This window comes from Mesorhizobium sanjuanii (assembly GCF_002529485.1).
GTDB classification, from domain to species: domain Bacteria; phylum Pseudomonadota; class Alphaproteobacteria; order Rhizobiales; family Rhizobiaceae; genus Mesorhizobium; species Mesorhizobium sanjuanii.
The window spans coordinates 1-10953 of sequence record NZ_NWQG01000140.1; the positions used below are offsets into that span (position 1 = coordinate 1).

At 63.5% G+C, this 10953-nt stretch carries 13 protein-coding genes and 1 pseudogene; 5 read left to right on the forward strand and 9 right to left on the reverse strand.

The genetic code is table 11. The features are described from left to right. Together CN311_RS20530 and moaB are read left to right on the forward strand one after the other, a co-directional pair. Positions 1 to 327 (forward strand): annotated as a pseudogene (locus tag CN311_RS20530) (4-(cytidine 5'-diphospho)-2-C-methyl-D-erythritol kinase); the annotation flags it as partial. A gap of 1 nt (position 328) precedes the next feature. Then, positions 329 to 880 carry a molybdenum cofactor biosynthesis protein B gene (moaB, locus tag CN311_RS20535; protein ID WP_097575547.1) on the forward strand — a complete coding sequence of 184 codons (552 nt, stop codon included), beginning with the start codon at positions 329 to 331 and terminating at the stop codon, positions 878 to 880. 9 nt (positions 881 to 889) lie between these two features. Here the strand turns inward: moaB and CN311_RS20540 are convergent, their stop codons facing one another. After that, the gene (locus CN311_RS20540; protein ID WP_097575548.1) at positions 890 to 1864 is read right to left on the reverse strand and encodes a phytanoyl-CoA dioxygenase family protein; all 975 of its coding nucleotides are present in this window, start codon (positions 1862 to 1864) and stop codon (positions 890 to 892) included. A gap of 245 nt (positions 1865 to 2109) precedes the next feature. Next, complete coding sequence (locus CN311_RS20545; RefSeq protein WP_097575549.1) at positions 2110 to 2613, reverse strand: glycosyltransferase; 504 nt, start codon at positions 2611 to 2613, stop codon at positions 2110 to 2112. A gap of 150 nt (positions 2614 to 2763) precedes the next feature. Here CN311_RS20545 and CN311_RS20550 point away from each other — a divergent pair, with 150 nt between their 5' ends. The 3 genes from CN311_RS20550 (at position 2764) to CN311_RS20560 (ending at position 5141) form a co-directional block, all read left to right on the forward strand. After that, positions 2764 to 3918 (forward strand): PA0069 family radical SAM protein, encoded by a 1155-nt coding sequence (locus CN311_RS20550; RefSeq protein WP_133117225.1) that lies wholly within the window; start codon positions 2764 to 2766, stop codon positions 3916 to 3918. 154 nt (positions 3919 to 4072) lie between these two features. Continuing rightward, the gene (locus tag CN311_RS20555) at positions 4073 to 4768 is read left to right on the forward strand and encodes a ribonuclease HII (RefSeq protein ID WP_097575551.1); all 696 of its coding nucleotides are present in this window, start codon (positions 4073 to 4075) and stop codon (positions 4766 to 4768) included. Positions 4769 to 4799: 31 nt separating this feature from the next. Continuing rightward, entirely contained in the window at positions 4800 to 5141 is a 342-nt protein-coding gene (locus CN311_RS20560; protein WP_133117226.1) for a hypothetical protein, read from the forward strand. A 287-nt stretch (positions 5142 to 5428) separates the two neighbouring features. Here CN311_RS20560 and CN311_RS20565 read toward each other — a convergent pair whose 3' ends face one another. From CN311_RS20565 to CN311_RS20595, 7 genes are all read right to left on the reverse strand, one after another. Beyond that, positions 5429 to 5920 carry a F0F1 ATP synthase subunit B gene (locus CN311_RS20565; RefSeq protein ID WP_097575553.1) on the reverse strand — a complete coding sequence of 164 codons (492 nt, stop codon included), beginning with the start codon at positions 5918 to 5920 and terminating at the stop codon, positions 5429 to 5431. Between the two features lie 10 nt (positions 5921 to 5930). Next, positions 5931 to 6530 carry a F0F1 ATP synthase subunit B gene (locus tag CN311_RS20570; protein WP_097575554.1) on the reverse strand — a complete coding sequence of 200 codons (600 nt, stop codon included), beginning with the start codon at positions 6528 to 6530 and terminating at the stop codon, positions 5931 to 5933. A 77-nt stretch (positions 6531 to 6607) separates the two neighbouring features. Next, complete coding sequence (locus CN311_RS20575) at positions 6608 to 6832, reverse strand: F0F1 ATP synthase subunit C (RefSeq protein WP_006330271.1); 225 nt, start codon at positions 6830 to 6832, stop codon at positions 6608 to 6610. Positions 6833 to 6914: 82 nt separating this feature from the next. Next, positions 6915 to 7673 (reverse strand): F0F1 ATP synthase subunit A, encoded by a 759-nt coding sequence (locus CN311_RS20580; protein ID WP_097575555.1) that lies wholly within the window; start codon positions 7671 to 7673, stop codon positions 6915 to 6917. Positions 7674 to 7744: 71 nt separating this feature from the next. Continuing rightward, positions 7745 to 8143, reverse strand: a complete 399-nt coding sequence (locus tag CN311_RS20585; RefSeq protein ID WP_097575556.1) for an AtpZ/AtpI family protein — start codon at positions 8141 to 8143, stop codon at positions 7745 to 7747. A gap of 231 nt (positions 8144 to 8374) precedes the next feature. Beyond that, positions 8375 to 9559, reverse strand: a complete 1185-nt coding sequence (locus tag CN311_RS20590; protein ID WP_097575558.1) for a cell wall hydrolase — start codon at positions 9557 to 9559, stop codon at positions 8375 to 8377. A 258-nt stretch (positions 9560 to 9817) separates the two neighbouring features. Continuing rightward, a partial coding sequence (locus CN311_RS20595) for an MFS transporter (RefSeq protein WP_097575557.1) occupies positions 9818 to 10953 on the reverse strand: 1136 nt, incomplete at its 5' end.

Below are 10953 nucleotides of genomic sequence, written 5' to 3' on the forward strand. Positions count from 1 at the left end.
ATATTCAATGCCATTGAGAAACGTGACAATGATGGGCTGCCGCCGCTGCCGCGCAGTTTCGACTTCCACAGCATCCGCAACTGGCTGGAGATCACCCGCAACGATCTCGAGCCCGCCGCGCGCGCCATCCAGCCAGCCATCGGCAAGGCGCTGTCCGTGCTGAACAAGGCCGGAGCGGGGTTTGCCCGGATGTCGGGCTCCGGCGCTACCTGTTTCGGGCTGTTCGAGACCGGCAATGTGGCGAAGCGCGCCGCAGCCGAAATCCGCAGTCGCCAGCCTGACTGGTTCGTCGCCGCGACGCGCAGCCTGACATCGGAGGCGGACTGACATGGCCAGGATTGACGAGAGCCGTCCCTTCATTCCCGTGCGCATCGCGGTGCTGACGGTTTCCGACACGCGCAGCCTGGCCGACGACAAATCAGGGCAGACGCTGGCCGACCGTATCACCGAAGCCGGCCATATCCTGACCGCACGCGACATCGTCACCGATGACCGGGAAAAGATCCGCGAGACGGTCCTGGCGTGGTCGAGGGACAAAAATATCGATGTCGTGATCACCACCGGCGGCACCGGCTTCACCGGCCGCGACGTGACGCCGGAGGCGCTGGAGCCGATCTTCGAAAAACGCATGGACGGGTTTTCCGAAGTGTTCCACCGCATCTCCTACGACAAGATCGGCACTTCGACGATCCAGAGCCGCGCCACCGGCGGCGTCGTCAACGCCACTTTCGTCTTCGTGCTGCCGGGTTCGCCCGGCGCCTGCAAGGACGCCTGGGACGGCATCCTGAAGCCGCAGCTCGACTACCGGCACATGCCCTGCAACTTCGTCGAGATCATGCCGCGGCTGGACGAGCATCTCAGGCGTGGGAAGACCGGATAGCCGGAGCGTTCAGCGAATGACCGGCTCGCCATGGAAGCGCCGGCGCGAAGGCGGCGAAACACCGAAGCCGACTTCCATCATCAGCCGCGGCGCGCGCGACGGCACGGTGCCCATGTGGAAACCGAAGGGATCCTCGACAAACCCAAGACCGGCCTCGCCGGTCAGCGTGACCGGGCTGTCGTCGCCGTAGACCTTCAGAACCTCCTCGGCCGGATGGCCGACGAGAAGCGTCATTTGATGCTTGACGATGCGGCGGTTGTGGCTGCCCCTGACATAGACATGCGGACCGGTGCCATCGTCGACCGGCACGAGGTAGAAGAAGAATTTCAGCATGCGCCAATCGTCGAGGTCGAAGTGGTATTTGCCGAGCGAGGCGAGGTTCTTCTCGGCGTCGGAGACCCCGCCGGTCGGAAAGCTCCACCAGACACGTGTCGTGATCAATTTCGCCTGGCTGCCGAGATAGTGGGCGGCGATGTCGAGAAGCAGCGGGTCGCGCTGCACGGCAAGTGCCGCGTCACAGTCGAGGATCCGTTCGAAAAAATGGCCGCTGAGCAAGGGACGGCCGAAGTGCTTCTCGGCCTCGGCATGCTTGGCCGGCTGGAATTCCAGCCTACGGTCGAAATTGCCGAAGCACGGCGTGCGCTGGGCAAAGCGGGCGATCTCCTCATGGATCGACGATGGCAGCACCAACCCGGAAAAGAGGCCGTCCGAGCGGAGCGCATCGACGACTGTTCCACGATCAACGCCGGTGAACATCGTTTCCTGGGCTTTTTGTGCGGGCCGAACCGGTTTTGCGCCACGCCAGTGCAGCCGGCGCGCCGGCATGGTGCGCGCCAGCACGAACATCGGCAGCCAGGCCGGGTTCTCGCGTAGGTCTGTCAGATAGGTCGGGATCCGCACTGCGATACGGCGCAACAGGCTGCCGTTTCGGGCTATTGCCTCGAGGCTCGCAGCGCCGGATTTGTCAGGGCTTGAAAAGGTCATCGGGGTCCTCGACTATGAGGGCAGCGTCGACGAAGCGTCGGTCGCTCACCACTCCGGCATTCCCCAAACCCTGATATCCCGCATCAGGAGGATGGTACCCCGAGGGAAGGTATTGTGCAACGCACAATAAAAGACAGCCCGGCAAAAATTCCCGTAACCAACCTCCCCCCTCACCCACCTACGGAAAGAGGCAACGTGGCGAGCAGCGTGAATGGAGAAGAGCGAGGAGCAGCACAAGAAGGAGTTCACTTGGCCGGCGCGACAGAGATCTCGGCGTGGAGCCGCTTTGTCGCGAGGCCGCGTGCAATGGCTTCGGCGCTGCGGGCGTTCTTGGACAAGGCAGTGGCCTGACGCTTGCTGATCACCAGCCCTTCCGCCAGCGCCCGGTTTCCCGAAAATATCCGTGACAGAAACGGCGTGCGGCTGGCGCGCGCCCGCGAGAACCGTGCCGGCATGGTTTGCCTGGCCGTATGGGCCGCGACATCGTCGATCCAGCCTTCCGCCAGCCGCGCGCCGGGCTCCAGCATGAGCAGCCATTCGCCCTTGGCCTGCCTGATGCCGGCGGCAACGCCGCCCGTCACATAATGGCAGCCGGCATGGTCGGCTACCCGATGCGTCTGGTCGGTCGAACCGGTGTCGCAGACGATGACATCGCGCACCACGCCCTCGACCGCGCCGCCAATCAGCGAAGCAAGCGTGCGGGCAAGGCCCTCTTCGTCATTCAGGGTTTCGATGAGAACGCTGAGCATGTTTAGCCGAATAGCCGAAAGCCGGACGAAGCGCCAGTTTTTGCATCGCACCATAAAAAGTTCTTGCTTTGTTCTCACCAATGAAATAGGAATAATTTCATGAACAGAGCGATTCGACAGCCTGCCGACAGTCCCTGGGAGAGGGCGAAAATGGAACAGATCGTGCGTGCAGACATTGCAGCCTTCGGGGCAGGAAGAGCCGAGATGGCCAATGCGATGATCGAACAGAGCGGCATGCGCGTGCGTCCGGACCGCAATCGCGGCCGTTCCGCCGGCATCAATCCGTCCGGCCGCTTCGAGCCGGTCAGCCGGCATGTCTTCGACGACGGCTGGAATTCGCTGGAGGAACTGCCTCCGTTCAAGACCGAGGTGCAGGTCGAGAAGCCGCGCACGATCATCACCCGCAACGAATCGCCCGATATTTCCTTCGACCGCTCGATCAACCCCTATCGCGGCTGCGAGCATGGCTGCGTCTACTGTTTCGCCAGGCCGACGCACGCCTTCATGGGCCTGTCACCGGGGCTGGATTTCGAATCGAAGCTGTTCGCCAAGCCGGATGCGGCGAGGATGCTCGACAAGGAACTGTCCAAGGATGGCTACCAACCGCGCACCATCGCCATCGGCACCAACACCGATCCCTACCAGCCGATCGAAAAGCAGTACCGGATCATGCGCGAGATCCTCGAAGTGCTGGAGGCGCGCGGCCATCCGGTCGGCATCGTCACCAAATCGGCGCTGGTGACGCGCGACATCGACATATTGTCGCGCATGGCCGAACGCGGACTGGCCAAGGTGGCGCTTTCGGTGACGACGCTCGACCGCATGCTGGCGCGCACCATGGAACCGCGCGCGTCGACGCCGACCAAGCGGCTTGAGGCGATCAGGCAGCTATCGGATGCAGGCATTCCCGCCTCTGTCATGGTCGCGCCGATCGTCCCTGGCCTGACCGATCCGGAGATGGAGCGCATCCTCGATTCGGCCTATGCGGCGGGTGCGCGCGAGGCCGGCTATGTCCTGCTGCGCCTGCCGCTGGAGGTGGCGCCGATCTTCAAGGACTGGCTGCTGCGCCACTATCCCGACCGCTATCGCCACGTCATGTCGCTAATCCGCTCGATGCGCGACGGCAAGGATTACGATTCGGAATGGGGCAAACGCATGAAAGGCTCCGGTCCCTACGCCTGGCAGATCGGCCGGCGCTTCGAGATATCAGCCAAGCGGCTTGGCCTCAATGCCGAACGGCGATCGCTCAGGACCGACCGGTTCGTCGCCGCGGCCAAGGCAACCGAGCAGTTGATTCTGCTTTGAAGAACATGATGTGCCGCCGGCACTGGCGGCGCGCGAAAAATTCCGTCCGGCCTGTCTTGTCCCCGGGCTTGCAGACGGTGCCTTCCGGGTCGATGCCCCACCTGACCCGGAGGGGCTTGCGGAGAATCGGAGCTGATGCGAACCTCGCCGCACCATGGCTCGCCAGCGTTCCGATTCTCCGCTTCTCTTTGAAATTGTCGAGAGACCCGACTTCTCCTTCGAGACGAAGGCGATGACTGAGGGCCTGTGGCCGGTGGCGGGGATGGACGAGGCCGGTCGAGGGCCGCTCGCCGGGCCGGTCGTGGCTGCGGCGGTGGTGCTCGATCCCGCCAACATTCCCGACGGTCTCGACGATTCCAAGCGCCTCAGCCATTTGCAGCGCGAGGCGCTGTTCGCGAGAATCCTCGGCTCCGCCTTCGGCGTATCGATGGCCTCGGTCAGCGCCGAAGGCATCGACGACAGCAATATCCTCAGGGCCAGCCTCGAGGCGATGCGCCGCGCTTTGGTCGGCCTGCCGGTGCAGCCGAAACTGGCTCTCGCCGACGGCCGCGACGTGCCGCCGGGGCTGCCCTGCGAGGGCAGAGCGCTAATCAAGGGCGACCAGCGCTCGCAGTCGATCGCCGCCGCCTCGATCGTCGCCAAGGTGATGCGCGACCGCATGATGTGCGGCTGCGGCAGCCATCACGCGCATTACGGCTTCGAGCTCCATATGGGCTACGCCACGGTCCGTCACCGCACGGCCATCGAGTTGCACGGGCCGGTGGCGCGGCTGCACCGCGTGTCCTTCGCCCCGTTCCGTTTGGGTGGCGTTGAGGCTGTCGAGGAAGAGAGCTTCGCCGGGCTGGAGTGAGCCGACGGCGGGGTAGTGGTCAGGCGAAAGCATGCGAGAGGAAGAACGGCGTTCTATCATCCACTCACTGGTTGAGTTGGATCGGCCGGTTGCCGAGCTTGAAATGCTTCTAGCGCCGCTTCCCTGGGACTATCCAAAACCGCTCGTCAGGCTGACCTATGATCACATTCGTAGCGTTCTGTTGCGTCTTCTGGCCGAGAACCTTGACGCGAAGGACGTAGAGGAATGGGCCGATCTTGTTGAGATGCGCGATGACATCGAGTTCGCGGACGAGCGAACGCAAGAAGTAATCCACATGCTGTCGACGCCGCAGATTCACTTTCCTATCGACGACCAGCTCGCGCAGCTTCTGCTTTCGCCATTTTCAAACTGACCCACCACCGACGGCGGGGTTGCCAATCTCCCCCCTCGTGGGGGAGATGTCCGGCAGGACAGAGGGGGGCGTCCGCCAAGCCTAGCAGCTCGTAGCACCCAGATTCCTTGCACAATTTGCAGCTGGCGCGGCGCATGAGGATGCAGCGCTGCGATTCTTCGCGCCCCCCTCTGCCCTGCCGGGCATCTCCCCCACGAGGGGGGAGATTGGCAGCTTCGGCGCCTCGCTCCAAACAAAAAGCCGCCAGGTTGCCCCGGGCGGCTTCATTTCAGCGGCCTGGAAGTCACTCAGTTCAGCTTTGCCTTCACGTCCTGCAGCGCAGCCTTGAACAGGTCGGCGCCGGCCTTTGCGTCCGTCTTGGCGGCAAGCAAGGTGCGGGCCGCCTCGACGGCGATGTCGACAGCGCTGGCGCGCACTTCGCCGATCGCCTCGCGTTCGGCCTGGCCGATCTTCTGCTCGGCAAGCGCTGTGCGCCTGGCGACATAGTCCTCGGTCTTCTTGTGCGCCTCGGCGGCAAGCATGTCGGCCTCGCGCTTGGCGGCGGCGACGATGTCGGCGGCCTCCTGCTCGGCTTCCTTGCGCTTCTTCTGGTATTGGCCAAGCAGTTGCTGGGCCTCCTCGCGCAGCCGGCGCGCATCCTCAAGCTCGGCGCTGATCTTGGCGGCGCGGGCATCGAGCGCCTTGGCGATCAGGCCCGGCACCTTGATGTAGATGGCAATGGCCAGGAAAATGACCAGCGCAACCGTGGCCCAAAGCGTTGCGAGAGATGTGGCGTCCATGATGCGCTCCTCACCGGGCCACGGATTTGACCGCGGCCGCGATCTCGGCCTTGCTGGCCTTGCCGCCGACCAGCGCCTCGACGATTGCCGAAGCGGTATCCTCGGCGATCGTGCCGACTTCCTTCATGGCATTGGCCTTGATGGAAGAAATGCGGGCTTCCGCTTCGCCAAGCTTCTGGTCGAGCGCCGCCTCGATCTTCTTGCGGGCGGTCTCGGCTTCCGCCTTGGCGGCGTCGTTGGCCTGCTGGCCGATCGCGTTGGCCCTGGTCTTGGCTTCCGCCAGTTCCTGCTCATAGGCGGCAACTGCGGCGTCCGCTTCGCCTTTCAGCCTGGCGGCATGGTCCAGATCCTGAGTGATCCGGTCATTGCGCACGTCGATGATGCCACCGACGCGCGGCATCACCACCCGCTTCAAGAACAGGTAGAACAGCCCGAAAGTGATCGCCAGCCACAGAAGCTGCGACGGGAACGTCGCCGGATCGAATGGCGGGAACACGCCGTGCGCCTCGGCGGGCACACCGGTGCTGGAATGCGTATCGCCTTCCGTCCCGGTTGGACCACCTTCGACGGCGGGCGCGGCCTCTTCTGCAAAGGCAGATGTCACGAACATCGACTATCCCCTGATATCGAGCCCGCCGCAGGTTTACGGCCGGCCCGTCCAATTCCCAATGTCAGCCGAACAGGGGCTCAGCCGAACAGGGCCAGAAGCGCGATGAGAAGAGAGAAGATGCCCAGCGCTTCGGTCACAGCGAAACCGAAGATCAGGCGGCCGAACTGGCCATCCGCGGCCGACGGGTTGCGCAGCGCGCCCGACAGATAGCTGCCGAAGATGTTGCCGAGGCCAATGCCCGCGCCACCCATGCCGAGGCACGCGATGCCGGCGCCAATGTACTTTGCTGCTTCTGCTTCCATGTGTTCAACTCCTTTGGATCTAAAATTCCGTTGCAATTCCATCCGGCGGCAATGTCGAAACGCTTGGGCCGGAAACTCTTGATCAGTGCCCGGGATGCAGGGCGTCGTTCAGATACATGCAGGTCAGCACGGCAAAGACGTAGGCCTGCAGAAAGGCGACCAGCAATTCCAGCGCCGTCAGCGCCACCGCCATCGCCAGGGGCAGGACCGAGCCGGCGACGCCGACCGCTCCCAGCGCGCTCAGGCTGACGACAAAGCCGGAGAACACCTTCAGCGTGATGTGGCCGGCCAGCATGTTGGCGAACAGACGAACCGAGAGGCTGACCGGGCGCGACACGAAGGAAATCACCTCGATCAGCACGACCAGCGGCAAAAGGTAGACAGGAACGCCATGCGGCACGAACAGCTTCAGGAAACCCAGGCCGTGTTTCATGAAGCCGTAGACCACGACGGTTCCTATCACCAGCGCGGCGAGACCGAAGGTGACGATGATGTGGCTGGTGACTGTGAAGAAATACGGGAAAAGGCCAAGCAGGTTGGCGACGAGCACGAACATGAACAGCGAAAACACGAAGGGGAAGAACTTCATCCCTTGCGTCCCGGCCGCGTCCCTCAGCATGTTGCCGACGAATTCATAGGCCATTTCGGAGACCGACTGAAGACGGGTGGGAATGAGGCTGCGGCTCGACGTCGTGAGGTAGAGGAACGCCGATGCAACGGCAACGGTGGCGACCATGAACAGCGCCGAATTGGTGAAGGACAGATCGTAGCCGCCGATGTTGATCGGAATCAGCTTGACGATATGGAACTGGTGGATCGGATCGACCTTGTCAGCAGCCACTTAATAATCCCCATCAAAGCCGCGCGCGACTTTATTGTCCTGTTCATCGCGCCGACCAGCGGCGCCTTGGTTCATTCTTTCGGATCGCGCGGTTTTTCGCCCTGTCCGAATTGCGCCACAAGCCCCGCGGAGCGCATGACATTGAGCACACCGGCGCCAAAGCCCAGCAGCAGGAACACGATCAGACCCCACGGCGATGTCCCCGCCAGACGGTCGATGATCCAGCCGATGCCGGCACCCACCACTACCCCGGCGATGAACTCGCTGGACAGTTTGAGTGCCTGGCCGTACCCGGCCGCACTGCCCGCTTTCGCGTCGTCTTTCCCCTCGAGCCGGTCCGGCCGCCTTGTCGCTAGCGATGCTTCAAGGTCGCGCCGGCGGCGCTCAAGATCGTCATCGCGGATGTCGGCTTCATGCTGCTTGCCGCGGCCGGTTTCTCCGGTTCCGTGTGGCCCATTCTTGTCGGCCATCGAACCCCCCTGCCCGGCCAGACCGTCGCCGTCCGTCCGCTTCTAAAGTCGCCGGCAACATAGTTAGAGGGTCTGCCTCCGTCAAGCCACGGGCAGAACTTCAGCCTCAAGTATTTTTCGTATTTGAATCAACGGCTTGCCAAGGTGCGACATCGTGCCCGACACTGTCTCTGGCGCGCTGCGGCCGAATCCCTGCGGCGGTGGCTCTTCGATTGGCCGCGTCGGGGGTGCTCAGCTCCAGCCGCCGCCATAGGTGCGGTAAAAGATATGCAAGCCGATCTTGGTCATTCTTTTCATCGCTCGCGCCCAGCCCGGATTGACATAGTTGGCGTAATAATGGGTCGACGATCCCACTTCCGGGATGAAGATCTTGCCGGCGGTGACCGCCATGGCGACGTCCTGGGCAATTCTGTAGTTGGCGGGGCTTTCGATGCGCTTCTTCCTGCCGTCGCAGGCGAAGGAGAACTGGCAGCGGTTGAACCATTTGTCGTTCTGGTAGACGACGCCGCAGATCGAATTCGGATAGGCCGGATTGCGGACGCGGTTGAGGATGACCTGGGCGACGGCGGCCTGGCCGCGCACGCTCTCGCCGCGCGCCTCGAAATAGATGCCGTTGGCAAGGCATGCCTGCTCCGGCTTGGAGAAGACGCTCGCCGGCAGCGGATTCTGCATCCAGGAGTGGTCGCCCTTGGTCATTGGCGGAATGAAGCGGCCATTGTTCGGCTGCTCGTCCTGCAGCAATGCCTCGAAGGGCGATGCCTGCGCATAGTCGGGCGCGGCCGATGCATAGGCGGTCGCGAGCACATCGGGATGATCGTTGTTGACCAATGCCGCAAGCATGGGCGGCATGTCGGGATCGGGCTTCTTGTCGACGCGCGTGTGGAATGCGGCGGCGATCTCGATCTCCTTGCCTTTGATCTCGGGCTTGGCGAAGGCCATCTTCAGGCCGCTGTCCATGCTCGGGCGAAGCAGCGAGGAGGTGCGCTCGAAGATCGAGCCGGCATTGAAGTTCTTCGGCGGCGCCACCGGCGAGATCTGGATGATCCGGTCCCCCTTGTCGGCGCGCATGACGCGATCCTCGTCGGGTGTCGTGCTGGCTGCGCTGCCCTTGCCGCGAAACGACACGGTGCCGATGCCGGGCAACCGGACGCCTGAACCCGAGATCGAACCGGTGGTGTCGGAATCAAGAAAAGGCATCTCGGCGGCATGAACCGAACCGGCCACGGATTTCTCGACAAAGGCGTTCCAGCGGACGCTCGGCGCTTCGAGGCCGGAGACCAGGCTCGTCATGTCCTGGTAGGCAATGACATTGGGAAAGCCGACCCAGATGCCAAGCCCAACGACCAGAGGAGACAGGAAGGAACGTTTTTTCTCACCAGCGACAGCGACAAGCCGCGTCAAGACATTTCGATGCACGGAACTCTTGGGGAAGCCGCCCAAGATGCCGAGATCAATAGCCAGAGGAGACAGGAAGGAACGCTTCTTCTCACCGGCGGCGGCGAGCAGCCGCTTCACAACACGTCGATGCACGGAACTCTCCAGAAACGCAACGGACCCCACTGGAGAGGAACAATGATGCATTAACCTTGATGGGGCGTTAACAAGGTCGATCGTGTTTTTTTGATGTTGACGCCAAACGAGACGTCTTTACGCCGCCCAGCCGGGCCGGAAAATTCAGCTCGGCCGGAGAAAAACCGGCCAGGCGACCAATGCGCAGACGGCCGCCGCCAGCCATACGCCCGACCACGAGCAGAGAACGACCAGACCCGGAATGGCTGCCGGCACCAGGAAGAAACCGACGAAAACGAAGCTGTTGGCAAGGCTGAGTGCGGTTCCGACATGGCCGGCGCCGGCAAGCGTGGCGAGTTCGGTATAGGCGACGCCATGCCAGGCCGAAACGCAGATGCCGGCAAAGACCAGCGCCAGCGGAAGCGCTGACATCAGCGCCGGGTGCCCGGAGGCGGCCAGAACCAGCAGCCAAAGCAGCACAAAGGCAAGCGCGCTGAGCGCGCAGCATAGCCGGAGAAAGAGGCGGCGGTTGCCGTGGCGGTCTGTGAAGCGCCCGCTCCAGACGCGCATGACCATGGCGCCGGTCTGCACGACGGCAAGGCTGGCGCTGGTCGCCACCGTTCCCATTCCGGCGAAGTCGTGCAGGAAGACGGAGGCAAAGGTGAGCACCGCCACCTGCGGGAAACAGAGCATGCCAATGGCGGTCGAAATGCGCCAGACCTCGATATTGCGCAACGGCGCCGGACCGGGCACGACCACCGGTGCGATGCTATTCTCGCCCGCCATCGGCGGCTCGTGCAGCCAGAGCCAGGCGAACAGGGCCGAGACAGCGGATGCCACCGCCAGCAGCCCGAAGACGGCTGCGAAGCCGTGAGCCGAAGCAAGCGAGGGAAGGACCAGCGCCCCAAGCCCGCCGCCAAGCGGTACCGCCGTCTGCCTGATGCTCATGGCAAAGCCGCGCTCGCCCTCCTGGAACCAGGCCATGATGGCGCGGCCGCTGGAGCCGTTGACGCTGCCGCCGAGCAGGCCGGCGACAAGCAGGCTGGCTGCCAGAAGCGGGACGCCGGGCACAAATGCCGCCGACGGCGCGACCAGCATCGCCATCAGCAAAAGCCAGGCCGCGGTGGCGCTGAGCCCGGTCAGAAGCACGCGACGGTCGCCCCAGCGATCGGTGAGCAGCCCCCAGGGCAATTCGCTCAGCGCAACGCCAAGGCCGAGAAGGCCGAGAGCCAGGCCGAGCTCGGCGTTGCCGAGATGGTAGCCTGAGCGCATGAACACCGCCGTTGCCGGGATGCCGGAAA

What these genes read in the sequence shown, in the direction of transcription:
- CN311_RS20575 (WP_006330271.1), bottom strand. Translation starts at nt 6,832, where the DNA reads ATGGAAGCAGAAGCAGCAAAGTACATTGGCGCCGGCATCGCGTGCCTC.
- CN311_RS20545 (WP_097575549.1), bottom strand. Translation starts at nt 2,613, where the DNA reads ATGCTCAGCGTTCTCATCGAAACCCTGAATGACGAAGAGGGCCTTGCC.
- CN311_RS20565 (WP_097575553.1), bottom strand. Translation starts at nt 5,920, where the DNA reads ATGGACGCCACATCTCTCGCAACGCTTTGGGCCACGGTTGCGCTGGTC.
- CN311_RS20560 (WP_133117226.1), top strand. Translation starts at nt 4,800, where the DNA reads ATGCGAGAGGAAGAACGGCGTTCTATCATCCACTCACTGGTTGAGTTG.
- CN311_RS20540 (WP_097575548.1), bottom strand. Translation starts at nt 1,864, where the DNA reads ATGACCTTTTCAAGCCCTGACAAATCCGGCGCTGCGAGCCTCGAGGCA.
- CN311_RS20585 (WP_097575556.1), bottom strand. Translation starts at nt 8,143, where the DNA reads ATGGCCGACAAGAATGGGCCACACGGAACCGGAGAAACCGGCCGCGGC.
- CN311_RS20570 (WP_097575554.1), bottom strand. Translation starts at nt 6,530, where the DNA reads ATGTTCGTGACATCTGCCTTTGCAGAAGAGGCCGCGCCCGCCGTCGAA.
- CN311_RS20550 (WP_133117225.1), top strand. Translation starts at nt 2,764, where the DNA reads ATGGAACAGATCGTGCGTGCAGACATTGCAGCCTTCGGGGCAGGAAGA.
- moaB (WP_097575547.1), top strand. Translation starts at nt 329, where the DNA reads ATGGCCAGGATTGACGAGAGCCGTCCCTTCATTCCCGTGCGCATCGCG.
- CN311_RS20555 (WP_097575551.1), top strand. Translation starts at nt 4,073, where the DNA reads ATGGCTCGCCAGCGTTCCGATTCTCCGCTTCTCTTTGAAATTGTCGAG.